This is a genomic window from Streptomyces sp. NPDC090442, from assembly GCF_044769405.1.
Taxonomy (GTDB): Bacteria; Actinomycetota; Actinomycetes; order Streptomycetales; family Streptomycetaceae; genus Streptomyces.
On sequence record NZ_JBIVXW010000002.1, the window covers coordinates 323,356 to 348,180 of the forward strand.

Genomic DNA, 24,825 nt, shown 5'->3' on the forward strand with positions numbered 1-24,825 from the left:
ACGCCGCGAGGGCCCGGGGAGAACGCCTCCCCGGGCCCTCGCGCGTTCAGCGCGTCACCGGCTCAACTCCCGGACAGCCGGCGCACCGCGGCCGCCACGCGCTCGTCGGTGGCGGTGAAGGCGATCCGCACGAAGCGCTCGCCCGCGGCGCCGTAGAACTCGCCGGGGGCGACCAGGATGCCGTGCTTGGCGAGGTCGCCGACGGTGTCCCAGCAGGGCTCGTCGCGGGTCGCCCAGAGGTAGAGCGACGCCTCGCTGTGCTCGATGCGGAAGCCCGCGGCCTCGAAGGCGGTGCGCAGTGCGGCCCGGCGGCGGGCGTAGCGCTCGCGCTGCTCGGCGACGTGGGCGGTGTCGCCGAGCGCCGCGACGGTGGCGGCCTGGACCGGCGCGGCCATCATCATGCCGCTGTGCTTGCGGATCTGGAGCAGGTCGCCGAGGACCGCGGAGTCGCCCAGCAGGAACGCCGAGCGGTAGCCGGCGAGGTTGGAGCGCTTGGAGAGCGAGTGGACGGCGACGAGGCCCTCGTAGGAGCCCCCGCAGACGTCCGGGTGCAGGACCGAGACCGGCTCGGCGTCCCAGCCCAGTTCGAGGTAGCACTCGTCGCTGACGACCAGTACGCCGTGCTGGCGGGCCCAGGCGACGGTGCGGCGCAGCTCGTCGACGGTGAGCACCCGACCGGTGGGGTTGGACGGGGAGTTGAGCCAGAGCAGCTTCAGGCCAGCCGGGTCGAGGGCGGTGGGCTCGTCGTAGGCGACCGGCTCGGCGCCGGCCAGGCGGGCGCCGACCTCGTAGGTGGGGTAGGCCAGCCGCGGGTAGGCGACCTTGTCGCCGGCGCCGAGGCCCAGTTGGGTCGGGAGCCAGGCGACGAGTTCCTTGGAACCGACGACCGGGAGCACGTTGGGGTGGGCGAGGTCGGGGGCGCCGAGGCGGTCCGCGGCCCAGCCGGTGAGCGCGTCGCGGAGCGCGAGGGTGCCCCACACCGTCGGGTAACCGGGGCTGTTGGCGGCGTCGGTGAGCGCCTGCTGGACCAGCGCGGGCACCGGGTCGACCGGGGTGCCGACGGAGAGGTCGACGATGCCGTCGGCGTGCGCGGCGGCGGTCGCCTTGTACGGCTCCAGGCGGTCCCAGGGGAAAGCGGGAAGACGCTCGCGAAGCGACTGGCGGGGGGAGACTGCGCCCACGGTGCTCTCTTTCTCGTACGGGCCTGCTCGCGGGGGGGCGCCGGGACGCCGGGCGCGAAAACGCCTCGGTCCCGTACGGCGTGGCCGTACGGGACCGGGCGGCGCCGTGCGGCCTTCCCCAGCTCGTGCCGGGGCTGCCCCAGCTACCTCGGAGGTGCGGGAAAGCGGGCCGGCTCTCCTCCGCCCCTCCGGGCGGTGTCGGTCAGTGGTCCTGGTTCTGCGGCGGCAGCGCGGCGATGAACGGGTGGTCGCGCTCGATCAGGCCGAGCTTGCTGGCACCGCCCGGGGAGCCGAGCTCGTCGAAGAACTCCACGTTCGCCTTGTAGTAGTCCTTCCACTCTTCCGGGGTGTCGTCCTCGTAGAAGATCGCCTCGACCGGGCAGACCGGCTCACAGGCACCACAGTCGACGCATTCGTCCGGGTGGATGTACAAGGACCGGGAGCCCTCGTAGATGCAGTCGACGGGGCACTCCTCGATGCATGCCTTGTCCTTGACGTCGACACAAGGCTGCGCGATGACGTAGGTCACGCTGTCGTTCCTCCTCGGTAGGGCCGGCGGACCGATCGGCGGTACCGCCGCTGGGCGCGCGGGAGCGCGGCGTCGTCGATGCCCGCCACCTAGTATCTCCGTTCCCGGGCACGAGACGAACAAGAGGGGCGGTTAGAGAGCGATGGAATTCCTCGCCGGCGGTCGCGCGGAAGTCCGCATCACCCATGCTGACGTGGGCAAAAGGGTATCCGTCCGGCGCCTGACCGGGGCCGGTGCGGGGGCTGGGGCGTTCACGGACGCGGTCGGCGTTCTCACATCATGGGACGACGGTGTGCTGAGCATCACACGGCGCAGCGGCGAGTGCGTACGGATCGACGAGTCTTCGCTGGTGGCGGGCAAGGTGGTGCCCGCGGCGCCGGCCCGGAGAAGGGGTCCGGCGGCCTCGGTGCGCGAGCTCCAAGAGGTCGCGGCCCGCAGTTGGCCGGCCCTTGAGACGGAACGTCTCGGGGAATGGACGTTGCGGGCCTCCGGGAGCTTCACCCGGCGCGCCAACTCCGTCCTGCCACTCGGTGACCCCGGTGTCCCGCTGGACGAGGCGCTGGCCCGGGTCACCCGGTGGTACGCCGACCGCGGGCTGCCCGCCCTGTTCACCGTCGCCACCGGGCGGGCCGACGCCGACGAGCAGCTGGCCGCCGAACTGGCCGCCCGCGGCTGGCGCGACGAGGCGCACACCTCGGTGCGGACCGCGGCGCTGGCGCCGCTGGCGGACACCGACGCGGACACCTCCCGGGTGCGGCTCTCCCGGCAGCCGGACGCCGACTGGCTGGGCCTTTACAACCGGACCGGGACGCCCACCGCGGACGCGCTGGCGGTGCTCACCGGCGGCCCGTCGGTGTGGTTCGCGCGGGTACCGGCGTCGGACGGGGGCACCGAGGCGATCGGTCGGCTGGCCGTCGACGGGCGCTGGGCGGGCTTCGCGGCGGTGGAGACCGCTCCCGCGCGGCGGCGCCGGGGGCTGGCGAAACTGGTGATGGCGGCGCTCGCCGAGCGGGCCCTGGCCGAGGGCGCCTCCGCGGCGTACCTCCAGGTCGAGGCGGACAACGCGGGCGCGCTGGCGCTGTACGACGGGCTCGGCTTCACCGAGCACCACGGCTATCACTACCGACGCGGCCCGGCCGGGGCCTGAGGAGGTATTCGTCCGGTATGGGTGAGCGAGCGGAGCGCGGCGGGGAGCCGGAGCGGGACGCGGCGCGCGACGAACGGCGGCGGCAGTTCGCGGCGGCGGCCCGCGAGGAGCGGCCCGACCTCGCCCTGCTGTGCCTGCTGATCGGTGCCGAGGCCGACCCGTCCCTGGACGAGGCCGGCATCGACGCGGCGCAGATCGAACTGGACCGGCTGGCCGGCGCGCTGCCCTACGCCCCGGTCGGTGGCCCCGGTGCCTGGGCCCGCAACCTCGCCGAACTGCTGGGCGCCCGGCACGGTTTCGGGGGCTCGGCCAGCGACTACCGGCGGCTCGCGTCGTCGCTGCTGCACGAGGTGGTGCGGCGCCGGCACGGCCTGCCGATCCTGCTGTCGGTGGTCTGGATGGAGGTCGCCCGGCGGGCCGGGGCACCGGTCTACGGGGTGGCGCTGCCGGGCCACTTCGTCGTCGGGCTGGGGGATCCGGCCGGGCGGCACGTGCTGGCCGACCCGTTCGAGGGCGGGCGGCTGCTCACCGACCAGGACGCGGCGATGCTCGTCGCCGGGGCCACCGGCGAGGCGCTGACGCCGGGGATGCTCGCGCCGGCCGGCCCGTTGGAGATCGTCCAGCGGATCCTCAACAACATCCGGGCCTGGGCGCAGGCCCGCCCGGAGCACAGCGCGGTCCACCTGTGGGCGCTGGATCTGTCGTTGCTGCTGCCCAGCCATCCGGCGCGGCTGCGCCACGAGCGCGCCCGGCTCCTGGTGCAGCGGGGCGAATTCCTGGCCGGGGCGGCCGAGTTGGAGGAGTACGCGCGGGTGTTGGAGCCGGTGCAGCCGGCGGCCGCGACCGCGCTGCGGCAGGAGGCGGCAGCGGCCCGGGCCCGGCTCAACTGACGGGCCGGCGGCGCGCGGTCAGGCCGACGCGCCCCGGGACGGCGCCGCCGGGGCCTCGTCGGCGGGGACGCGGCGGACGATCAGCAGCGTGGCGTCGTCCTTCAGGTCGCCGCCGGTGAAGTGCTCCAGGTCGGCGCGGAGCGTGCGGGCCAGGTCGACGGGCTCCAGTCCCACCCAGGCGGCGATCCGCTCGGCCAACGGGTAGAAGTGGCCGTCGCCGCTGCGGGCCTCGGTGACGCCGTCCGTGCACAGCACCGCCCAGTCGTGGGGCTGCGGGCTGATCAGGGCGCTCCGGCGGGGCTCCCGGCTCAGCCCGGCCAGCCCCAACGGGAGCCCGCCCTCGCCGTCGAAGCGCTCGTGGACGTGGCCGTTGCGCACCAGGTAGTACGGGATGTGGCCGCAGGACAGGATGCGGGCCCGACCGGGGGCGCGCAGCTCCAACAGCAGCGCGGTGACGAAGCGCTCGTCGGTGCCCTCCTGCGCGGAGCGGGCGTTGTAGCGGGTCAGTGCCTGTTCCATCCGGCCCGCCACGCCCTCCAGCGACTCCTGGTACTGGGCCGCCTCGCGGAACGACGCCAGCACCTCCAGGCCCGCGCCGATCGCCGGCATGCCCTTGCCCTGGACGTCGCCGATCAGCAACCGCATCCCGTGCGGGGTGTCGACGGCGTCGTAGATGTCGCCGCCGACCCGGGCGCCCTCCTGGGCCGAGACGTAGAAGCCGTACGCCTCCAGGGCGCCGGCGCGCAGCGGCAGTTCGCGCAGCATCGCCCGCTGCACGGTGTCGGCGACCAGGCTGGTGCGGGCGTGCAGCGCCTCGCGTTCCAGCCGGGTGCGGCACAGCACCAGGGAGAAGACGCCCACCAGGAACGCCCCGAAGACGCCGACGACCCGGCTGGCCGGGGCCCAGTCGGGCACCGTCAGCAGATCGACGTAGGTGAGGCAGACCACGTAGACGACCGCCACCAGCAGCGTCCGGTGGTAGGAGCAGCGCAGCGCGGCGATCAGCGGGGCGATGCCCATGAACGCGGAGATGTGCAGCTCCGGGCCGGTCGTGGCGTCGACCGTCGCGACGACCACGATGGCGAGGATCAGCAGCGCGGGGGCGAGAACGCCGTCCTCGGCGGGGCGGTGGGCTGGCATGACACTTCAAGCCTGCGGGACGTTCCGCGCGCCCGCACAGGGGCGAAGGTCCGCCGGAACACCCGACGGAGGTCCTGGGCGCGGCCGGCGGCGCGGGGGCGGCCGTGGCCCGTCGGGAGCGCCCTGGGGGCGGTCCGACCGATCGCGGCCGGGGCCGCTGGTGGTCCGTCGGACGGGCCCTCCGTCGCGGTGCTAGAGCCACCCCTTGTCGCGGGCGGTGCGGACGGCCTCGGCGCGGTTGCGGGCGCCGGTCTTCTGGGTGGCGAGCGAGAGGTAGTTGCGGACCGTGCCCTGGGAGAGGTGGAGGGCGGTGGCGATCTCGGCGTTGGTGGAGCCGTCGGCGGCGGCCCTGAGGACATCGCGCTCGCGCTCGGTCAGCGGGCTGGCACCGTCGGCCAGCGCGGCCGCCGCCAGCACCGGGTCGATGACCCGCTCGCCGTCCAGCACCCGGCGCACCGCGTCCGCGAGCTGGGCGGCCGGGGCGTCCTTGACCAGGAAGGCGTCCGCGCCCGCCTCCATGGCCCGGCGCAGATAGCCGGGACGGCCGAAGGTGGTGAGGATGACGACCTTCACGCCGGGCAGCTCGTCGCGCAGCCGGGCCGCGGCGTCCAGCCCGGTCATCCCCGGCATCTCGATGTCCAGCAGCGCGACGTCGATCGCGTGCGCCCTGGCCTGGGCGAGGACCTCGTCACCGCGGGCCGCCTGGGCGACGACCTCCAGGTCGTCCTCCAGGGACAGCAGCGCCGCCAGCGCCTCCCGGACCATCGACTGGTCCTCGGCGAGGAGAAGTCTTAGACACCTTATCGGTTCGCCGGTCGGCGTGGCACCGGGCTCGGACTGATTACTCACAGCGCAAGGGTATGCCGATGCGTTGGTATAGGCGCCTGACCAGCAAGAAGCCCCGCCCGACTCATGGCCGAACGGGGCTGGTTCGCTGTCCTACTTGCAGAACGACGACTTCACGGCGTCCACGATCCGGCGCGCCTGAGCATCCGACACGGTCTTGATGGTGCCGGGCACGCCCTGGAAGCGCAGCTTCGCGCCCTCCTGGACATCGGAGTCAGCCTGGCCTGCCCGGATGTCTGCACAGATGGTTCTCGACGCGGTGAGTGCCCACTTTTCGTTCTCCCCGAATGCTGGGCTAACGCGCTTTAGGGCACCTATCAGGTCCCGGGTTTGCTGTGCGTTCGGTGTGGATGCGGGCTGCGACGGTATTGCGGTACTCACGGACGGGGTGGGGTCGGCGGGTCTCATGCTCCCCGCCGGGGCGCCGGGCTGTCCGCTGATGGTGCTGCCGGTGCAGGCTGACAGACCTAGGGCGGCAGTGATTACGGCGATAGTGGTGAGTGCGTGACGCTTGCTGATCATGCGTCCCACCATAGGTAGATATGCGTGAGCCCCGTTCGCCGTTGTGGCTGGAACGGGGCTGGTGGGATCAGTCGTCGTACGCGTTGCCGTCGAAGATGTCCCGGGCCATCTCCTCGATTACGTCCCGCCGGGTCCCGCCGTCGCCCGCTGCGGCCTCCGGGTAGTCGGCCGGTAGATCGTCCTCGACTCGCTGCACTACGTCCGCGATTTGGAACGTCATGCCGGTGTCAACGGCAATCGCCGCGATGGTCTCCATTGCGGCTTCGGTGCGGCGCAGCAGGTCTACGGCGAGCATCTCGTAGTCGTCAAGCGTGTCCATGCAAGAACGGTACTGGCGAGGCGAGTTGGCGGGGGCGACTACGCGAAAGCCCCCACTCGGCAGGGTGACCGAGTGGGGGCTCATGGTGCTGTCTGTGCTACCGGATCACGTCGTCCGGGGTCGGTCCGGCGCCGAGTTCTACGGCGTGCGTCGGGCAGGCGTAGAGGATCGTCCCCGGCCCGCAGGCGCTCGCGATCCAGCGCACGGCAACGGGTGCGGTGGTGAGCGTGTGGCATCGGATGCACAGTGCGACCTGCACGTCCGGTATTGGGCCGACTATGCCGTCGCGGGTCATGCGGCCACCTCCCGAACGGGCGTGATGTTGAGGGTGGGGAAGTCGTAGTCCACGCCGATTTCCGCGAACGCCGTTGCCCACCAGCGTTCGCGCTGTTCGGGGGTGAGCGCTTGTGCTTCCTTGGCGCGGAAAATCGCCCGGGCTTGCGCGGACGAGGGTCCGGTCCATTGGCGGCGCGCGGCGGGCGGCGTGGTGGGCGGGGTGTCCAGTTCGGGAACGGTGGCGGGGGTTGCTGCGTGGCGCCCTCGGGCGGGCAGCAGTATCCGCAGTATGCGCACCAGGGCACGGGCGATAGCATCGCGCATGAGTCGTTCAGCTCCTCGAAAGCTGTGTCGGCTAAGCCCCGGTGGATCGATTAGGCCCGATCCGTCGGGGCGTTTTCGTGCCGACGATAAGCCTTTACGTCAACTGACGTAAAGTGACGTCAATGGACATGGCTGTAAGTGAGTTGTTGTGAGCCACCCGCTAGCGTCATCTCATGGACTACAGCCCCGATGCGGAGATCGTTCGCGACGCTCCCGAACCCCCGTTCGAGCAGCTCGCGGGCATCTTGCGGGCGCGCATCGCGCGGGGTGACTGGCAGCCCCGCAAGCCGATTCCGTCCGAATCGCGCTTGGGCGAGGAGTACGAGCTATCGCGTCCGACCGTCCGTCGGGCCATTGCCGTCCTGGTGGCCGATGGTGTGCTGTTCGTAGTCCCCCAACGGGGCACGTACGTGCGGGACCGGGGCTCAGCGGACTAGCCCTAATCACTCTGGCCTATGATCTGCGGGCCGGCTGTTGCCGCTATGCACCCTCAGTCGTGATTGGGATGGTTATGCCCGCACCGCCGGGGTTCGCGACGCGAGGGAACGGGGCCGGCGGCGCCGGCCGGCAACTGACCCCGCTAGCTAGCCCCCTGGTACGTGCGGGGCAACGGAGTAGCTAGCGGGGTCAACTCGTTGTACTAGCTGCGGTCTTGTGCGTCGCCCGCTCGCTCCGGTAACGTGGCATTGTCCCCGCCGATGCGGGGGAAGAGCAAAGCCCCACCTGATTCAGGTGGGGCTCTTTGCATGTCACACGGGAGACGAGAACCCGCCCGGAATACCGGGGTTCATAATGCTGGCCGGCCCTCTTTTGGGCTCTGCGCAATGGGTTTGGTAGAGCCACAAGGCCCCGCACGTACCAGGGGGACTAGCCCATGGGGCCACCCTCACAAGCAACGAAAGCCCCGCCCATGCGCCACGACACAGCGCACAGACGGGGCCTTCGGTCAGCGCATCCAGGCCGGTTCAAGCGCCCGGACTTCAGAGTGATACTCGGCCACGATCTTGAAAAACGTTTCCGGGTCGCGATCGACCATCTCTGACAGTTCGCAGTACAGCGCGTATGCCTCTTCCTGCATCTCGTATTGGCAGACGCTGGAACTGCACCGCCACCACACGCCCCCGCCGTTGAGCAGGGAACCGCCGCATCGGGGGCACGGCTGGTCTACGCGGGCTTGCTGGTCCCGCACGGGTAGCAGATCCACCAGCCGTCCTGGTTCGGAGTCATTTCCTGTCCGCACTTGTCGCACGCTACCCGTGTTTCGTACAGATCCCTGTTGCACTCCATTGGCCCTCCATTGGGGGAGATGCGATTGTTCCACCGTCCGCCTGGTGGCGGCAGTGGGGCGTGCGGCTGCCATAGGGCTTCAAGCCGATGACAGCGGGCTGACCCGTCCCGGCCGGGATGACAGGTGACCGGGACGGGGGTCTAGGGGCCCCAGCCGTGCGCCTCGGGCGGTCATGCACACAGGTGGGGCAGTCTGGGATGCCCTATCCAGCGAGGTAGGACAGCAGTGTTACCAGGACGATCCACAGCACAACCACCGCCATGATGGCAAGAGTTGCCGCGATGACCAGGCCAGGCGAGAGGGTGCGTGCGTCAGAGTCCTGTGCGGCATGCTTCTTGACGGCCGCCTCGTGTGCCTCGGCGTTGCACTGGTGGCAGTTGGTTGTTTCATGCTCACAGCTCATGTGATTGTCCCGCTGCTGGTAAGGGGCTTGACCCGCCCCGGGAAACCGACCGTGTCAGGGATCGCAGGGCGGGGGCAGAGACTTATAGGACGTTATTCGCCATTCGCGGGGCGTGCCTTAGGCTGCACAGACTGAAGTTTCGCGTCCTTGTAGGGACAATTAGGACCCGTTTTGTCACAGAGGTTACACTGCGGGCAGTCTTTGATTGCGGCGAGCGTAGATGCTTTCATGAACACCCTCCTTGCAGGTCATTTGACACTGGCGACGCATTTCCCCGTGACTCTACTAAGAGATCAGAAGTCGTATTCCCGCTGGCAGTCCTCGCACACGCCGCCACCCCGGCCATTCAAATGAATTTTTCCGCCACACGCCGGACACTGCACCATGCTTACCTATCTCCGTTCTGAACTTCGCTACTTATTTTCAGTGACCCGCCCCGGGAAACCGCGCGTTGCAGGAATCGCGGGGCGGGGGAATTTGGGCCACCCGGGCCGGGGTGGGTTGGACCCGGGTGGCGTCGCGCTCCCCACTGCGTCCCGGGACCCTTGAAACCGGGACGGGGGCCGGGCGTTGTGGCCTCACCGCGAGGAGCGCGCCCGGCGCGTGTGCATCGCCGGGGGTCTATCTAGGGCAGGCGAGGCAGGGTCGCCTGCCCGCTTTTTTGGCCTTTGCTAGCGACCAGACTTTAATGTTCTTCGCGGTGCAACTCCCCAGAGTGACACACATATCTGACTCGTGAAACACCTTGCCAGTCGGGATGATGTAAACCGATGTGTTCTGTTCTTGCTCACCCATGAAAGCCTCCCTCACACTGGCGGAATACCTCGTGCAGCAATCGCCGGTGTTGCCGCGTCATGAAACCCGTCGCACGGCGGGTTTGATTGACAATAAAACCCTCGCCGGTCGCACGACCAACACCCCTGGCCCGCCGCCGCAGTGACACCAAAAAGGGAGGTGTCTACGCGTAATACCTCTCCCCATATCCATCTCTGTCCGCAGCAGTTCGGGCATTGCAGGTGAGGGCCGGGGCAGCTAGACCGGCACAAGGTAGCTGACCGTGATCAAAATCGCGCTCCCCACAATGCACGCGAATCCGGCGCCAACGACCCAACCGTCAAGCGAGAACCACCAGCGCCAGCGCCTGTTGCTCGTCGTCAGCGCCTTTGCCATGCGTCGCGTCGTGCGGGGGTCAGCGGTTCCCAGTACAACGCCATCACGGGTGGGCGTCACGGTCAGCTCCGGCAGGCTCAACTGCATGTCCGCAAGTGCCGTGCGCAGCTCTTCGCACGCCGCGTCCACGGGGTCCTGCTGAGTACGAGTGCTGGCGGCGCGGTGCGTTCCGTGACCTGTCATGTCAGTACCTCCGCCGGGCATTGTCGACGCGCACGCGGGCCCGCAGGTAGCTCAACGTGGGTGAGTCGTGGTCCTGGTGCTCTTCGGTGGCCGGCGTCGAGTCGGGGCACTTCGCGCCACCACAACGGCAACGAGGGAAGTTGAGCGCCGACCGGATCAGAGCTTCGCCACACTCGGAGATGTCAGCCACGGAGCGCCTCCCTCCGTAGTCTCGCCTGAACTCGCCGCAGGATGGCGGGCGTTGGACGGGCATAGGGTCCGCGCGGGATGCCGGCAGGCCAAGGGGCCCACTTGTTGAACCAGACGTGCCTGTCGTCGTCTTCCCTGAGCTTGACCAGGGGAGAGCCTGCGAGCATGGTTCGGCTCCTCTCCGTAGCGGGGGCGCTACCGGGAGCCCTCAGCGTGAACTACAGTCGGCGCATCCATCAACTAGGGAAAACTGATTGACGAGTGGGGATGATCATGGCGAACCGCAAGAAGCTGGACCCCGACGCATCACCCGCTGCCCGCTACGGGGATCGTTTACGCAGGTTGCGAGACGAACACGGTTGGACACAAGACGAGTTGGGCGAGCGCATCGGGGTCACTGGAGCGCATGTTTCAGCCGTCGAAACTGGTCGGAGGCCACCAACTCAACAGTTCTCGGTAAGCACCGACAAGGCTCTAGGGACCGGCGACTTGTTCGAGCGGGAGTGGCGCGAGATCAAGCACGGCAGCCTGTTGGAGGGGTTCCCGGAGTACCGGATGTTTGAGGGGCGCGCTTCAGAGATCAGGTTGTACGAAGTTGGCGTCATCCCAGGTCTGTTACAGACACCGGAGTACACCTCAGCCCTCGTTGAGAGCGAAGTCAGACGGGGCGCCATCACCCCCGATCAAGCAAACGAGAGGATTGCGATTGTCGCTGAACGGCAGGCCACACTGGACCGTTCACGCCCACCGCTGGTCTTCGTAGTGCTGGACGAGAGCTGTATCCGTCGCCCCATGGGTGAAGCCTCCGTCATGGAGCAGCAGTTAGAGCACATCATTGCTTTCGCTGGACTGCCGGACACTGTGGTGCAGGTAGCCCACTTTGCCATGGGGGACCGGCGGCCGTTCAATCTGCCGATCACCGTGCTGACACTGCCGGATCGGTCGCTCATGTCGTACGCCGAGTCAGCCCAGCGCGGGCACCTCGAACGGGACAGCGCAAGCGTGGTCCCCATACTGAGGGCCTACCATCAACTACAGGCCGAATCGTTGTCGCAAGCCGATTCCGTGGCCATGCTCAACCAGTTACGAAAGGGCACCTCGTGAACACCGAATCCCCCCACTGGTTCAAGTCCACCTACAGCGCAAACGGCGGCCAGTGCATCGAGGTCGCTACCAACCTTGTGATGATTCACGGTGTGGTTCCGGTGCGGGACAGCAAGACCCCCACCGCCCCCCACCTGACCTTGACCACCGACGCGTTCGCCGGTCTGGTGCAGTTCGCTAAGGACCGCGCCTGACCGACCGGCCGGACCACGCGCCGGCCCCGGGCCCCCGTCGCTCTTCCCCTATGGAGCGGCGGGGGCGTTTGGTTCCCCGTCTCAGCGACTACGCGGCGGGCGCGTAGTCAGACTGCCGTAGCTCACGCTGACCCAACTCCACTACCCGCACTGCGCGTTGACCCGACACGGCATGTGTTTCGTGGCAGCCGTGATGGAACCCGGGCACGGCCTCGATCCACGTCCCTACACCCGGCAAGTAGCGGTCTAGGAGGCGCGCTAGGTGGTGCTTGCTGAGGAATCCACCGCCCTGGTCGTGATCGTCATGCCGCTTGCCCGTGCTCCTGGTGCTCTTCGCGCGGCGCGGCGTGCGTTCGTTCGCGGGGGCGTCACGTTCGCCGCCGTCCGCGGGGGCCGGCGCACCACTGGATGAACTAGCCGGCAGGTAGGGGGAGTTGTGAGCATCACCGTAGGCCAGCCAGGACAGCAGCACGAACAGGAGCACGGACAGGAGTCCGGCAATGGTGCGTGCGTGGCGGCGTAGCGTCGGTCGGATGGTGGTCACTTCTCCCCCTGCATGGCGTTGGGCGTGGAAATGGGTGGTGCTGTGGGCAGCGTTCAGTGTTGAACTCTCCTGGTGATTAGGGTTGTTGGTGGTCAGGCGGCCATGGGCGCGGCGGTCTCCTCGACCTCCGCGGCGTAGGCGTGCTGGCCGTACTCGCAGGCATCAAAGAGACCCCCGGGGTAAGGCAAGTACGCCCCGGTTTCAGGGCTCGCGTACCACTCTGACCAGCCCACGAGGGCGCCCGTGCACCGCTCGTGAGCGAGAAAGCGAAAACCGTCGTAGAGGGCCGGCTCGCCGAGGAAGCGCGCAACCACCGGCGCCTGCACGCGGAGCACGGCGCTCAGCTCGGTGCAGTGTCGGATGGTCTCCTCCCTCAGCAACGACCCGATCAGGATCGGGCCCTGATCCCATGTAAGACGGTTGCCCTCCCCCAGGCGAGGCACCGACACCGAAAGAAGTGCTGTGTAGACACGGTGTGTAGCCATGTCCAAGACCTTAGGGCATGGGTCTGACAATCGGCACGGAAGTATCCGCATCCCCTACCTACCGGTAGGACCCGGACGATTCAAATCATTCTCAGGTCCCACGCACCCCGTGACCTGGTCCTTTATGCGTCCTTAACGCGTCCGGACGATTGCAACAAACCGTTGAATCTACCATGAGCGCGACAGTTAGTGGCATGCTCATGCAAGGTACGCGTGACGGGCTCTCGTGCCACGGAAACGCGAAAGCCCCCCGCCACATGGACGGGGGGCTGGTCACCGCATCACGTGATGCGATGGTGGCATGCGGGCACCGGCATGTCGCGGGGCGCGCTCTACCTAGGCGCCGTGTTCCCAGAGCTGGGCGAACCGGTCCTTGGCCTTGTGCCGGATGATGCGCACCTGATCGCGCATCAGGCCGTAGTCGGCCGCTAGCTCGTCATCGCGCTCAGCCCCGTAGTAGCTGATGGGCACGATGCCAGTCAGCGCCATGAGGACCGTGCTCTGTTCCCAGCTCATCCGGGCCAGGGTCCGGCGAACCCGCACGCCGGTTTGCTTCCGGCGCTCCCGCTCGTAGTCGCTAGCTTCAAGGAGGTCTGCGGGGACCTCGGCCTCGGCCGCCAACGTGTCCGCCAGGGTGAACGTTTCTCCGCCCTCGCCCTGCCGTATGGGCGCATCAAGGTACTCGACGCCCTGATAGCTCAGGCGTGCGGCGTAGGCCATCTCCGGGCTAAGGCGCCGCTCTCCCAGCGCATTTGGGTCCGTCGCGATCCGCTCGGCCTCGTACGCATCGCCGCCCGCAATGGACAGCGCGGACTCATAGGACGCCGCAACGGACCGGGATACCCCCTGCCTGGTTTCCTCTTTGCGGGTGTCGGACATGACGCCCTTTAGTGTCCGGTCAACGTAAGCGAAAAACTCGGCAACGGTCGTGCCGGAGAATCGGGCGAGGCATTCCCAGACGGCTATACGGCCCTCCTGGGCGAGATCTTCCGCGAGAGTGTGGTCTGTGCGTCCGCCGCTAGTGGCATTCCTCCAGGCGAGTTGCTGGATTCGGTCTTCCGTCGCGTCAACAACGGCGGTTACGGCCTCAAGCTCATTGTCCTTGGCTGCGGCAATCTGAGCTTCGGTCAGGTTTATCAAGAGAGTGCTCCGCGTATTCCTGGGCTGGTTGCACTCCCGTTGGGAGCGCAATGGTTGCCCGGAACGGGGCAGAGCGTGCGCAAGGTCCATCGCGATTGGGAATCGCGTAAGCGTCTGACTCAGGGCATGCAAAAGCCCCGTCCGGGATCGCTCGGACGGGGCTTGCGCATTGCCGTTCGTCGTCGCTGGGGAGTTACCTAAGCCGCACGGAGCGGGGCGCGACAACGACGTTTGGGACCGGTTAGACCGCTTGTCTTTTATGGAGTTGTAGAACGTTTCCGAGGCGTGACGGGCTATCCCCCCACGTGCGTACGCCTCGGATTTCTCTCATACCTGGGGAGGACGTTTTGCAACGGCGAGATAACGGGCCGGTGAGTTTGAATAGATACCGACACTCAGACCTCACGCCGACGCGTACGGGCGGGGCTCCTCCCTGAGGATGAGGGAGGTAACGAGGGGGTCACGTAGCCCGCGGCGCCTAGTAGTCCGCCCCGTACAGGCTTCCCCAGGACCGTCCGCCGATCTCGGCCTCGGCAACGATGGGCACCCCGTAGAGGCGCATGGACATGCACCGCTCGAACTCTCGCGCCACATCCGCAGCGTCCTCACGGGGTGCCGACGCGAGAATTTCGTCATGAATCGGAAGCCGCATGTATTCGAGCAGTCCCGCCCTTTCCATTTCGATCATTGCTTGCCCTAGAACGTCTCTTGCCGCGCTCTGGCACGCGTAGTTCGTTACGGCGTAGCTCCTGTCACGATCCAGTGGTAGCCGGCGGCCGGTTACCGAGATGAACACCATCCTGTTTTGGAATGCCTGGCGCTGCCATCGCTTCCCCGCACGCTTGATCTCCGGGAATGCACTGTCGTACGCGGCTACGGCCTGCGAGATTTCAGTTTCGGTTGCGCCCGTCTGCCGTGAAATCGTGTGGACGCCCCCGCCGTAGACCTTTCCGAATCCTGCACCCTTAAAAATCTTCCGGTCGCGCTTAGTCGCAGCATCCCCCTTGATGAGCCGCGCCGTATACATGTGGATATCGAACTCGTCCCCGCCATTAACAAAACCCTCCTTCATGCGTCTCACGTCGGCGAGGGCCGCGAGGACCCGCATTTCGATCGCCTGAAAGTCGGTGCTGATCATCACGTGTCCGGGCTCGGCGAGGATCGCGCGGCGTACTACGTGATCAGAGCTGGGGAGCTGGTGCAGCCCATCTGTGACACTCATCCGGCCTGTGCGTGCGGCGAGAGGCGAGATCACGGGGTGAATGCGTCCCCCGGTATCCAGCTTGGTCATGAAGCCCGCGGCGTAGTCCTCGCCCCACTTCTTTGCACGCTTTGCACGCAGCACCGCATCTCCAAGAGGGTTCGGCTCTCGGCCCCCGATGCGCTGCCAGTCCCGATCAAGGTCCGCGAGGGGGAGCAACACGGTTTTGTCCGTGGACAGTGCACCGCCCTTGGTTCGCTCGGTGAGCCGTTCGCCCATGCCCAACAGCGCCTCGGCAACCTGCGCCGAGCTGCCCACCTTGGTCACGCCGTACCGGGCCGCAACGGTGCGGTATTTGTCGGCCTCCTCGGCGAGCCGGTCGGCGAGGGGCACGGTGTAGTCCTGATCCACCAGGAGCCCGGTCCGTTGCATGACTGCACAGATGCGGGCCAGCTCGTGCTCATACGTCACCAGCGCGTTCCGCACGCCGAGACGCGCGAGTTCGCGCCGTAGGACGGGTTCGAGACGGGCTGTGAGAATGACATCAAGTCCCGCGTACAGCAGGTACGTTGGGTGATCCAACGGGATATGAGTCCATCCGGTTTCCTTGGTGTACCCGAGGGAGTTGAAGACGCGCGTAAGCCCGCTCTGTGTGTCCGGGGCCGCGGGGTCGATGTAGTGCGCGGATAGCGCCTTGAGCCTCGTACCGATGCCGTGTTCTGACGGCTGCCGCGGGTCTATGAGGCTCGCCAGGATGCGGGTGTCTGTGGTGCGCGGGGCGAGGTCTTCCAGCGGGATTCCGGCATGCGCGCCCAGGACCAGCCAGTCGAATGCCGCGTTGTGAATGAGGAGCCGGCGGGCCATCGTCAGGGCCTGGAGCGCTGCGCGCTGGAAGTGCCCCCCGCGCTCCCACCCAATTACCCACGCGTCGTGACTGTCGCCGAGCTGGATGGTGCGCAGTCGGTACCCCTCGCGGAACACATCGAGGCCGGTGGTTTCTGTGTCCAGTGCGAGCGGCCCGCGGGCACTTGCCGCCCGGACCCAGTCGGTGAAGGCATCGAGTTCTTCAGGGCTATCCGGGACATGTACGCGCACAGTGTCACCGGCTATGGAGTGCTCATAGGTCAACATTCACGGTCCCCCATGCAAAAACCCCAGCGCCTTATGTGGCTACTGGGGTCAATTGCTTTGTAATTATGGCTAGTTGGAGATGCCAGTCACGAGCTGCGCCGGCCCGTTAGCAGGGCCAGGCCGACCGAACAGCCTGATGCAACGCGCCCGGAAAGGCCGCGGGGTCAGCGGCGCGCCAGTCTGTGAGGTCATCCCCGGGGTTGGGTAGGGCCAGCGCGAGGACGGGTAGGCCATGCGCGGCCAGCCCTTTGGAAAGTCGCCGGTTGAAGGTGTGCCCCGCCGCATCGTTGTCGCCAGCCGCGATGACCTGCCGTCCACGCAGGCCGGCCGCTAGCTCTTCCAGCAGGGCAGGATTCCCTGCGATGGACGCGCCACGGATAAGCACCGCGTCATAGCCCGCCGCAACCGCCGTAAGACCATCTCCGGGGCCCTCGGTAACGAGGGTGACCCCGTGACCGCCCCGGCCCCGGAGAACGCCGTATGGGGCCCATCTCTGCCCCTCCGGATTGCGTAGGGATATCCAACGCCCAGGACACCGCCCAGTGAGGTCACGCCCCTGCAATCCGCGGGCCACTCCTTGGAAGTCGTGGAGTGGCACCGTGAGTCGCCGATACCGCGTGAACACATCAGACCTGTATGGGAAGTTGGGTGCACTCTCGCCGTCGTCTACACCGAGCATGAGGTCTGCCGCTGTCTCCAGATCGAGACCGAACCGACCGGTGACATAGCTACGCGCGTCCTCGGCCGCCTGGTCGCGAAAGTCCAGTAGCCGGCATGAGGTCTCGTCCACGTACATCGCTAGTGCGGCAGTCGGGCCGGGCCCAACCATCTCCGGGCGCTTACTAGAGACGGTGGCCCCGGGGCCGGCTACGTCGAATAGGTCGGACCAGGACAGCCGCGCTGCCGTGATCACGTCACCGGTGTCGCACCCGGCGCGGCATTTCAGCAACACGCGGTGTGTGTCGTCGCGCGTGATGCGAAGGGACGGATGGCGGTCCCGATGCGCGGGGCAGACTCCAACGTATCCGTCCGGCTCTTCTCTCACGTCCGCGAATCGAGCGAGCACTTCGGCGAACTTCACTCGCATCAACTCCCTTGGGTTACCCCCTTGGGAGCGCGAGAGTTGCCGGCGACGGCTACCGCGCGGCCCGTATGTCCGTCAGCAGCTCGGCGAACTCACCTACGGTCGTTGTCAGGTACCAACGGCCGGTATTCAGGCCCCGTGCGCTCGCCGTGAATCCGTACCGGGTGGCCATTTCTCGGGTGGTCAGTCCGAGGGCGCGCCGCACCCGCGTCCACGTCGGCACGGATACGTGAACACGGCCCGACCCCGTGCCGACGGACCGCCGCTTGTGTACCACCACGCCATACAAGAATCCAGCGTGCAGCGCCTCAACTTCCGCTTGTTGGAGCCACGTTGGTACTGATGGGGACCGTACGTCCTTCGCCTCGATGACGAATGGAGCCGCATGAACGTCGCCAACGTCCCGCGCCCCTTCCTGCGCCGCTCGCCGGACGTTCGCGCCGTCCATCGCATCGAGGAAGCGCCCTCGCTCGTCCACTAGGCCCAACGCCTGATTTAGGTAGTCACGTACAGCGCTCTCCCACGCTGTCCCCCGCCGCTTATTCCTGCTAGCCACGGTCGCGCCACCATCCGTACAGCACCACTGCGGCGAGGGCAATGAGGGTCCCGAGGGACAGGGCAAGGGCGCACACGAGGGCTACCGCAATGGGCTCACCGTTCATCACCGCTCCGATCAACAGGACGATAGGGAGGGGGAGTTCGTCTACCACTGTTGTGCCCCCCAACGCACGTCTACACCACGTGTGATGGCTATCGAAACCGCGTCGAGGTAGCGCCCCCAGTCGGCCCGTCGCTCAGCACCAGGCGCGAGCCATAGCGTGTCCCCGCGGCTCATCTGCCGCACGTCCCCCAGCGCGGGGGCGGTATCCGCGGCTATTCGTTGATCCATGTCATCTCCCCTATGGCACCGCATCACGTGATGCGGTGGTGATACGCGAAAGGGCCGGACGGCCCACCTGGGTTACCGTCCGGCCCTGCCGTGCGTGTCTAGTCGTTGGCGTGGTGCGCCATGATGAGCCGCGCATGCTCCGCGCTGATCCACTCCGCGCGCATGGTCCGGCGCTTGGTAAACCCCGACTCGACTCCTGTGGGCTGCACTCTGAGCATGGGGCGGAGTCGCCCGCCCTCAAGTCGCGTGGTCACCCTGTGCACTATCGCGTCAGTGACGCGTACCCGATTCCCCTGCCGGGCCGCGTAGTTGATCAGGTCCCCCGGGTAAAGTTCCTCGCCCGCATAGTCGGTGATAACGCCCCTCTTAGCCAACGTCGTCCCCCTCCTCATCATCAATACCGAAGCGCCGACGGCGTTCGTGAATTACTGCCTTGCGCGCCTCGGGAGAGAACCCCCAAAGGGGTGCCCGTACGGTCGCGTCAGTTGCCCTCTTGAGCGCTCCGGGCCAGTCATACGAGGACCGGAGATCGAGCGTCGTCACTGGCCTTATCGCTCGTCTGCAATAGCGTCATTGAACGCCTTAAGCACCCTCACGACAGGCTTTACATAGCTCACGTTCCGGCCCTTGTTGGGGCCCTTCTTCACGGTGTACTCCACCGGCTCTAGGGTGAGTTCGGCGAGGGCCGGCCCGTCGATCGCGGCAAGGTCGTTCTCATATTCATGCAGGACGCTTGCGAGCATCCAACTCCCCGACTGGAACTTGAACTTGCCCAACTCCGGATCATCCGCCAGGCGGAACGTGATGGTGATGGACGGGGCCGGGCCCATGAAGTCCGCCGCCGCTGCCTTCCGTTCGGCGAAGAGTTCCGGGCAGTGGCACGGCTGCCCCTTCTTCTCGTCCGGCGAGAGGAACACGGACCCGTCACAGTGGTGAACCAGCTTGTTGCGGTTCCACAGCTTCATGTCGGCATAGATGGCGTCTGCGCCGTCGAGCACTACAAGAATCGTCGTGCGGTCCGTGAATACGTCGATGAAGTTTTCAGACGGGCTATCCGTCTCGATCGGCTCGCCGCCGAAGAGTTGCGCTACGGATTCGGCAACTACCTTGTCCCCCGTGCTGATACGCCATTCCGTAAGCACCTCCGGGATACCGTCCACGGCACGGCCGGAGTGGAAGCGACCGACCGTGTCATCGGCGAAGGTCGTGCGCTCCTTCGGGCGGGCGTTGGGGTCAGTTGCAAAAATGGTCATGCGGTTCGCCATGCGGGCGGGTCTCCTCAAGTCGGGAATTGATGAGGGGCGAACGGGAGAGGTTCCGGTCACCGCATCACGTGATGCGGTGGCCTCCGTCGTCCGTCCGCCCCTTCTGGGTGGCCTAGAGCGGTGGGGTTGCCCGCTACCTGGCGCGTCGTTGCGTGCCGGTGATGAGCTGTCCCGCGCTCTTCGCAATGGCGCGGCCGATGACCTCTCGGGAGACCTGCCGATCCCATGTGAACGTCTTCCGGAGAGCGAGGAAGAAGGCGAACACGTCGTCATCTACACGTACGGGCTTTAGCGCCCACTGTTCGGGGGTGATGTGGAGTACGGCGGCGCCATCAAACGTCGGCATGGGTTCGCTCGTCCCGTCTGGCGCAATGATCCGGTCCGCATGGGTGTATGCCGCCATCTGTAGCGCTACGTCCGGGTATGTCGCCTTGGATGTCTTCCAGTCGGCCATAAGCCGATGGGGCACACCGGTGCGGTCCGGGGTCGGCTTACCGTCCTCGTCCAGCCACACCGTGAGTACGGCGTCAAACGATCCGGCATAGCCGTGTTCATCCGACCACGCCACATCTTCCGCGCGAACCAGCTCGGGGTTCACGGCATCCAAAAAGTCCGCGAACTGCGCGCGGTACGGCTCTAGATCAGGGTGAACCCTGCCGACGCGTTCACCGCGGATCATGCGCTCAAAGAGATCATGCGCGTCCGACCCGACATCGGCACGCACCTTGGTGTAGCGCCGGCTCGCGCCCTTGAGATAGTCAATCGCCCCCTGCCGGTCGCGCTCTGCCATCTGCTGTACGAACGGCAGGGAATCTACGGCGAGTTCAGCCGCTAGCTTTGCCGACCAGTACATCAGGAACGGCTTAGGCAGCATGCTGAGGATGCTGGTAACGCCGGGTACCTTGATTTCCGGCCGCTCGGGGTGGACATAGAAGCGGCTGCCGCCGCGCTGGATAGTGCGTACGCGCCCCACGCGTACCCCCTTCGTCTAGGTGGTCTGTCTCCTAGCGGGGAGCGGTGCGGTTTCCTGCGGTCGTCTCCGGGCATGCGAAAGCCCCCGGCCCGTTCTGGTCCGGGGGCAGTACAGGCGGCCGCTAAGGCGCCGTACAGAGCGGCATTAGCATTGCGGCTCGTGGAAACGGGCAGCCTCGGATTCGATGACAGCGGCCGTCATCTCTCGCGCCCGCTTCTTGACCTCCCGCCAATGCGCAATGATCTCGTCTGCGTGATCGTAAATCTCCTGGCGTGCCTCACCGAGGGTTACAGGGTCCTTAGTGCCGAACGGCTCAAGCTCAGCCGGAACAATCTGCGGGTACGCAAGATCTGTCCAGTCAACGGCGTACTTCCTAGCCATGTCATGCCATCCTTTCCTTGGCACCGCATCACGTGATGCGGTGCCATCAACGAGGAGGCCCCGACCTCGTTGGGGAAGTCGGGGCCCATGCCCTAGCCCCGCTTCGCTCCCCGTATCTCGCCGTAGAGTTCGGTGAGGATCGAGGAGAGTTCGTCGAGGCGCTGCACTCTCGCGCTCTCGTCGCCTATCTGTCCGGCCTTCTCGATGAGCTTCAGAAAGGCAGTCTTAGCGCGGTTATCTGCCTGTTCCGTCAGTTCCTCCGGCGAGGGCTCGGGGTTCAGCGTCGCGTCCGCCTCTTCCTCGCTGATCTCCCCCGCTTCAACGGCCGCCGTTAGTTCCGCCTTCTTGGCCTTCTCAATGGCCCGACGCTGCCTAGCTTCCTCGGCACGGGTGTAACGGCGGAGCGCTTTGCCTTTCTTCTCGTAGTAGTCAAAGACCCTGGCGGACCACGTGACCGGCTCGCCATCGACCGTGGCGCCTTCCGGGAACATCTCCAACGCGTTGGCGAAGCGGGCGCGCTCTTCCTCCAGGGTGGCCTTCTGCTCCTCGTAGTCGTCCGCCGTTGGGTCGGGCTCGATGTCGAGGCTGCGCACGTACTCAACTTGGAGAGTCTGCATAGCGCGGCGTGCGTCAGTCTGGATGCTTCCGATTTTTTCGCGAATCACGTCGGCATCCGGGTCTTCCCCCTCCTCCGGCAGCCCCTCCAACACGGCCTCGTATACGCGGCTTGCGCCCTTCCTCGTTGCGTCGGCGCGGGCATTGATGTCCGGGTCGCCGTCCTTGTCACGGGAGTTCAAACGGACTTTGAGCTGTACCTCAGCGACTCCCCGGCCCTTCTCGAACGACTCGATAGCCGCTTCCTTGACCCGCTGGGCGCCCAGTTCCAGCAGCTCATCGATGTGGGGGATCTCATCCACGCTCTTTGTGGCACGGTTCGCCACCGCAGTGCCGGGCTTGGTCTCAGCGGCCTTCTCCGCCTTCGGCGTCTCCTCCACAGCGGGTTCAGGCACCTTGTCCATCTTCGGCGCCTCCTCCACGGCAGGCTCAGGCGCCTTCACTTCCTCGATGACGCGCTCCTCCGGCTCCTCTTCGGTCTTGCCGTCCACCGCAACCGGGCCAGTCGGTACGAGCTTGCTGCACGTCTTGCACAGCTCGATTTGCGGCTTCTGCTCAACGGCCGGTCCCCAAGACTGAATCGGGCTCTTAGTGCGGGCGGAGCAGTAGGGGACGATTTCGCCTTCGGGCCCAGTGTCCTTGAGGGCGTGGGGAATTGAGCTACCCCGCACGCTCCCCACTCGCACGTCTCCGCGAACCTCGCTCAGCGTCAGCTTTCCGGTCACAGTCCCCACCTTTTCCAGTTCCGCGCTTTCGCGCTCCATGATTTTCCAGCAAGAGCCACAAGGGGTGTAGCCGTCGTCAATCGCGTCGATCGGTCGGATGTACCGGCTGCCGTTGGCAATCATGAGCTTCCCGCACAGGGACTCATCGTTACCCCGGGTGATGTGGTACGCCTTACCCTTGCCGATCACGCAGAATCCGCGCGATACGGGGTTCACATCAATCCAACGCTGAATGTCGCTCACGACTCAACCCCTTTACTCTGCCCCCGCGCCTTGCGGCGCCTCGCGAAATCGAGCTTGGCACGGCTTCGGAATAACAAGCAAGGCGGACCGCATCACGTGATGCGGTGCCCGAAAACGCAGCTAGCCCCCTACCTACCGAAGGGCAGATAGGGGGCGTGGTAGCTACATCGGTACGGGCTCAAACAAGGGCGTCTGCATGGGTGTTGAGATCGGCGATACTGCCGACGTTGGCAATGGTTACGTCGGCCGGATAGCCGTTCAACGCTGTCTCGCTCACATGGTCGGTCGCGTGGTCGCTGGCCTTCGGGCGGGTGACTCTCACCAGCTTGAAGCCGCGCGCCTTGAGTGCCTCCGCCTCATTCGGATAGCGGCAGTCAGTGACCACGACGGGCAAGTTCCACGTGTCGGCCACGGTCACCTTGTCCACTGCGAGGCTGAGCCAATGTCCGGCGTCCTGGTCCCGTACCGCCTGGCCGACCCGTTGCAGGGTTTGCCGGATTTCCGGGTACCGGTCTTTCGCCTGCTCCCATCCACAGCGCTCGATAACAGCGCTCAGCCGGATCGGCAGGGGGCCGTAACCGGCCGGCTCGTAAGTCACGATCGGATCAACGCTCAGGCACATGTCCTTGAGCGGGTCTGCGAACGCAACTCGCGTGTAGGCGTGGTGACTTACCAACCGGGCGGCAATGCTGTCTTTGCCGGATCGGACACGGCCTATCAGCGCGATGTGTGGGTTTCCCATGGCTCTACCTCCCGTGGCTAGGGGCTCTCCCTGACCACGGGAGCGTGAGCGTTGCCTCTACTCCTGGCGGGCCTGGCCATTGCCGACACCGGCCCCGCGGGTCTTGGCGTCCTCGGTCCGCTGTACCGACTCACCGATGCCCAGTACGGCGGCAGCAAGGCCGAGAATCAGCGCATCAGGCAGGTCCGGCACGTAGTAGGCGACAAGGGCCAGGGCTGCCGTGATCACGGCGTAAATGCGGGCCGGGTGAGTGCGAATGAAGTCCATTGATATTCCCCCTAGTTGGTGGTGTGTGATGTTGAAACGTGGTGTGCTTACGGGAGCTTGAGTGTCTGCCCCGGGGTGATCCGGTCCGGGTCCTCGATGCCGTTCGTCTTGGCGATTGCCTGCCACGTGGTCCCGTACTTGCGGGCAATGGCGCTCAGAGTCTCGCCACGGGCAACAGTGTGCGTGCGCGCTTCCCCGAACATGTCGAGAAGGCGCGCTAGCTGCTTGGGGCCGGGAATTCCATCGCAGAACTGCGGGTCATCTCCGCGCATGATCTGCCAGGCACGGAATGACTCGGTATCAGCAGACGTCCAGTTGGGGCCTGGGCCCTCCTTGTACCGGCCACAGCCCGCCCGAACGAGCGCCCGACCCATGCGAGTGATGTGATCGCCAGATGCCCCCAGGCCGTATGCCTTGCCATCAATGGTGACGGCCCCACCGGACGGCTTCGGAATGGGCTTACCGCCAGCCGCCGCAACGATGCCCGGGTAGACCTCGTTTCGGAACTGCGCCGCCCTCACGTCACCGGGGCAGGCGGTCCCGCCGTCCGACCACTGCGCGAACATTCGATGGGTACCGAACCCCGGGTCGCTGTGCGAACGGCAGATGCGCAGCGGTACTCCGTGGTGCTGGTGCATCCAGACACCAATCCGGATCAGCGCGGCTACCTGGGCCGGGGTCCACGGGTCGGTGTGATTGAGATTGCTCGCCGTCTCGACGCTTACGGCGCCGGTGCCGTCGCCTCGACGGTTGGCATGCATGTTGGAGTCGGCGCGGGTCTGCGTACCGATGTACTGGCCAATACTCCCGTCAAACCCGACGCCAAAGTGGCTCTCAAGGTTGGTGCTGTCTCGCCAGTATTCGTATGTGCGCCGCGGGGTCCACGGGGCGGCAATGCTGTGGTAGATGAGCTGAGTTGGGCGGATCGCCGGCTGTGCGTCGCTCTCCGGCTGTAGCTCCATTCGCTTGGCGCCGGGGTACCAGGCCATCGATTCTCCTTGGGTTGTAGGGCACCGCATCACGTGATGCGGTGCTAGTGCTTGAGCGCGGCGGTTGCCGCTACCCCTTGCCGGTTGCGGTGGCGACGGTCACCCCTGCCGCTACCACCCCGGACACTGCCGCGATGGGCAACGCGTACTTCCATCGCTCTAGATCACGTATCCGGGTTTCGTGGTCGGCGAGTTCCTGTCGTACGGCCTCGCCCTGCTGTCCCATGGTCCGTACGTCCTCGCGGAGTCCGACAACCTCGTCGTAGATCTCTCGCGCGCCGATGTGGACCCCTAGCGGGTCCTGGTCACGCTGTTCGCCGCTTATAGCTACCACCTCTTTTCTAGCGCTTACGGGCTGCCCCGCGATTGATGTTGGGGCGTGTTGGCCTGGGAGTTCGGCTGGTGGGTGATTCAGCAGGCCGTCGCGCGGACGAGCACGAGGTCGG

Annotated in this window: 29 protein-coding genes; 5 read left to right on the forward strand and 24 right to left on the reverse strand. The window is 66.5% G+C overall.

The features are described 5' to 3' along the window. Positions 1 to 62: 62 nt before the first annotated feature. Both dapC and fdxA read right to left on the reverse strand, forming a co-directional pair. Complete coding sequence (gene dapC, locus ACIQU6_RS03280) at positions 63 to 1,181, reverse strand: succinyldiaminopimelate transaminase (protein ID WP_403479903.1); 1,119 nt, start codon at positions 1,179 to 1,181, stop codon at positions 63 to 65. Between the two features lie 202 nt (positions 1,182 to 1,383). Further along, positions 1,384 to 1,710, reverse strand: coding sequence for a ferredoxin (fdxA, locus tag ACIQU6_RS03285; protein WP_016573354.1), 327 nt, complete (start codon positions 1,708 to 1,710; stop codon positions 1,384 to 1,386). Between the two features lie 142 nt (positions 1,711 to 1,852). On the opposite strand from fdxA, the gene ACIQU6_RS03290 reads away from it, so the two are divergent. Together ACIQU6_RS03290 and ACIQU6_RS03295 are read left to right on the forward strand one after the other, a co-directional pair. Then, the gene (locus ACIQU6_RS03290) at positions 1,853 to 2,857 is read left to right on the forward strand and encodes a GNAT family N-acetyltransferase (RefSeq protein ID WP_403479904.1); all 1,005 of its coding nucleotides are present in this window, start codon (positions 1,853 to 1,855) and stop codon (positions 2,855 to 2,857) included. A 17-nt stretch (positions 2,858 to 2,874) separates the two neighbouring features. Continuing rightward, positions 2,875 to 3,747, forward strand: coding sequence for a tetratricopeptide repeat protein (locus ACIQU6_RS03295; protein WP_403479905.1), 873 nt, complete (start codon positions 2,875 to 2,877; stop codon positions 3,745 to 3,747). 18 nt (positions 3,748 to 3,765) lie between these two features. On the opposite strand, the gene ACIQU6_RS03300 is transcribed toward ACIQU6_RS03295, so the two are convergent. From ACIQU6_RS03300 to ACIQU6_RS03325, 6 genes are all read right to left on the reverse strand, one after another. After that, positions 3,766 to 4,887: a PP2C family protein-serine/threonine phosphatase gene (locus ACIQU6_RS03300; RefSeq protein WP_403479906.1), complete on the reverse strand. Its 1,122-nt coding sequence runs from the start codon at positions 4,885 to 4,887 to the stop codon at positions 3,766 to 3,768. 192 nt (positions 4,888 to 5,079) lie between these two features. After that, positions 5,080 to 5,691, reverse strand: coding sequence for a response regulator (locus ACIQU6_RS03305; protein WP_403479942.1), 612 nt, complete (start codon positions 5,689 to 5,691; stop codon positions 5,080 to 5,082). 135 nt (positions 5,692 to 5,826) lie between these two features. Next, the gene (locus ACIQU6_RS03310) at positions 5,827 to 6,255 is read right to left on the reverse strand and encodes a hypothetical protein (protein ID WP_403479907.1); all 429 of its coding nucleotides are present in this window, start codon (positions 6,253 to 6,255) and stop codon (positions 5,827 to 5,829) included. A gap of 67 nt (positions 6,256 to 6,322) precedes the next feature. After that, the gene (locus ACIQU6_RS03315; RefSeq protein WP_403479908.1) at positions 6,323 to 6,574 is read right to left on the reverse strand and encodes a hypothetical protein; all 252 of its coding nucleotides are present in this window, start codon (positions 6,572 to 6,574) and stop codon (positions 6,323 to 6,325) included. 97 nt (positions 6,575 to 6,671) lie between these two features. After that, complete coding sequence (locus tag ACIQU6_RS03320) at positions 6,672 to 6,869, reverse strand: hypothetical protein (RefSeq protein ID WP_403479909.1); 198 nt, start codon at positions 6,867 to 6,869, stop codon at positions 6,672 to 6,674. Continuing rightward, complete coding sequence (locus tag ACIQU6_RS03325) at positions 6,866 to 7,174, reverse strand: hypothetical protein (protein ID WP_403479910.1); 309 nt, start codon at positions 7,172 to 7,174, stop codon at positions 6,866 to 6,868. The genes ACIQU6_RS03320 and ACIQU6_RS03325 overlap by 4 nt, the downstream gene beginning before the upstream one ends. A 173-nt stretch (positions 7,175 to 7,347) precedes the next feature. Here ACIQU6_RS03325 and ACIQU6_RS03330 point away from each other — a divergent pair, with 173 nt between their 5' ends. Continuing rightward, the gene (locus tag ACIQU6_RS03330; protein WP_403479911.1) at positions 7,348 to 7,611 is read left to right on the forward strand and encodes a GntR family transcriptional regulator; all 264 of its coding nucleotides are present in this window, start codon (positions 7,348 to 7,350) and stop codon (positions 7,609 to 7,611) included. Positions 7,612 to 8,120: 509 nt separating this feature from the next. Here ACIQU6_RS03330 and ACIQU6_RS03335 read toward each other — a convergent pair. The 3 genes from ACIQU6_RS03335 to ACIQU6_RS03345 form a co-directional block, all read right to left on the reverse strand. Continuing rightward, positions 8,121 to 8,378: a hypothetical protein gene (locus ACIQU6_RS03335; RefSeq protein ID WP_403479912.1), complete on the reverse strand. Its 258-nt coding sequence runs from the start codon at positions 8,376 to 8,378 to the stop codon at positions 8,121 to 8,123. A 286-nt stretch (positions 8,379 to 8,664) separates the two neighbouring features. Beyond that, complete coding sequence (locus ACIQU6_RS03340) at positions 8,665 to 8,865, reverse strand: hypothetical protein (protein ID WP_403479913.1); 201 nt, start codon at positions 8,863 to 8,865, stop codon at positions 8,665 to 8,667. Between the two features lie 1,032 nt (positions 8,866 to 9,897). Next, positions 9,898 to 10,218: a hypothetical protein gene (locus tag ACIQU6_RS03345; RefSeq protein ID WP_403479914.1), complete on the reverse strand. Its 321-nt coding sequence runs from the start codon at positions 10,216 to 10,218 to the stop codon at positions 9,898 to 9,900. Positions 10,219 to 10,680: 462 nt separating this feature from the next. On the opposite strand from ACIQU6_RS03345, the gene ACIQU6_RS03350 reads away from it, so the two are divergent. Continuing rightward, positions 10,681 to 11,511: a helix-turn-helix transcriptional regulator gene (locus tag ACIQU6_RS03350; protein ID WP_403479915.1), complete on the forward strand. Its 831-nt coding sequence runs from the start codon at positions 10,681 to 10,683 to the stop codon at positions 11,509 to 11,511. Then, positions 11,508 to 11,705, forward strand: coding sequence for a DUF397 domain-containing protein (locus ACIQU6_RS03355; protein WP_403479916.1), 198 nt, complete (start codon positions 11,508 to 11,510; stop codon positions 11,703 to 11,705). The genes ACIQU6_RS03350 and ACIQU6_RS03355 overlap by 4 nt, the downstream gene beginning before the upstream one ends. A gap of 88 nt (positions 11,706 to 11,793) precedes the next feature. Here the strand turns inward: ACIQU6_RS03355 and ACIQU6_RS03360 are convergent, their stop codons facing one another. The 13 genes from ACIQU6_RS03360 to ACIQU6_RS03420 all read right to left on the reverse strand — a co-directional run. Then, on the reverse strand, positions 11,794 to 12,249 hold the full coding sequence (locus ACIQU6_RS03360; protein ID WP_403479917.1) for a hypothetical protein: 456 nt from the start codon (positions 12,247 to 12,249) through the stop codon (positions 11,794 to 11,796). A gap of 92 nt (positions 12,250 to 12,341) precedes the next feature. Next, positions 12,342 to 12,734: a hypothetical protein gene (locus ACIQU6_RS03365; protein WP_403479918.1), complete on the reverse strand. Its 393-nt coding sequence runs from the start codon at positions 12,732 to 12,734 to the stop codon at positions 12,342 to 12,344. 336 nt (positions 12,735 to 13,070) lie between these two features. Further along, positions 13,071 to 13,874 carry a sigma factor gene (locus tag ACIQU6_RS03370; protein WP_403479919.1) on the reverse strand — a complete coding sequence of 268 codons (804 nt, stop codon included), beginning with the start codon at positions 13,872 to 13,874 and terminating at the stop codon, positions 13,071 to 13,073. A 478-nt stretch (positions 13,875 to 14,352) separates the two neighbouring features. Beyond that, positions 14,353 to 16,206, reverse strand: coding sequence for a DNA polymerase (locus ACIQU6_RS03375; RefSeq protein WP_403479920.1), 1,854 nt, complete (start codon positions 16,204 to 16,206; stop codon positions 14,353 to 14,355). A 106-nt stretch (positions 16,207 to 16,312) separates the two neighbouring features. Continuing rightward, on the reverse strand, positions 16,313 to 17,287 hold the full coding sequence (locus ACIQU6_RS03380) for a toprim domain-containing protein (protein ID WP_403479921.1): 975 nt from the start codon (positions 17,285 to 17,287) through the stop codon (positions 16,313 to 16,315). Positions 17,288 to 18,727: 1,440 nt separating this feature from the next. Then, on the reverse strand, positions 18,728 to 19,444 hold the full coding sequence (locus ACIQU6_RS03385) for a hypothetical protein (protein ID WP_403479922.1): 717 nt from the start codon (positions 19,442 to 19,444) through the stop codon (positions 18,728 to 18,730). Between the two features lie 133 nt (positions 19,445 to 19,577). Next, on the reverse strand, positions 19,578 to 20,417 hold the full coding sequence (locus ACIQU6_RS03390; protein ID WP_403479923.1) for a hypothetical protein: 840 nt from the start codon (positions 20,415 to 20,417) through the stop codon (positions 19,578 to 19,580). Positions 20,418 to 20,561: 144 nt separating this feature from the next. Then, a complete protein-coding gene (locus ACIQU6_RS03395; protein WP_403479924.1) occupies positions 20,562 to 20,798 on the reverse strand; it encodes a hypothetical protein in 237 nt (78 codons plus the stop codon). Between the two features lie 92 nt (positions 20,799 to 20,890). Beyond that, positions 20,891 to 22,381 (reverse strand): hypothetical protein, encoded by a 1,491-nt coding sequence (locus tag ACIQU6_RS03400; RefSeq protein WP_403479925.1) that lies wholly within the window; start codon positions 22,379 to 22,381, stop codon positions 20,891 to 20,893. 178 nt (positions 22,382 to 22,559) lie between these two features. Further along, entirely contained in the window at positions 22,560 to 23,123 is a 564-nt protein-coding gene (locus ACIQU6_RS03405; protein WP_403479926.1) for a hypothetical protein, read from the reverse strand. A gap of 57 nt (positions 23,124 to 23,180) precedes the next feature. Continuing rightward, positions 23,181 to 23,390 (reverse strand): hypothetical protein, encoded by a 210-nt coding sequence (locus ACIQU6_RS03410; protein ID WP_403479927.1) that lies wholly within the window; start codon positions 23,388 to 23,390, stop codon positions 23,181 to 23,183. Between the two features lie 47 nt (positions 23,391 to 23,437). Continuing rightward, positions 23,438 to 24,379: a peptidoglycan-binding protein gene (locus ACIQU6_RS03415; RefSeq protein ID WP_403479928.1), complete on the reverse strand. Its 942-nt coding sequence runs from the start codon at positions 24,377 to 24,379 to the stop codon at positions 23,438 to 23,440. A 70-nt stretch (positions 24,380 to 24,449) separates the two neighbouring features. After that, positions 24,450 to 24,825 (reverse strand): hypothetical protein (locus tag ACIQU6_RS03420; RefSeq protein WP_403479929.1); only part of this gene is annotated, 376 nt, incomplete at its 5' end.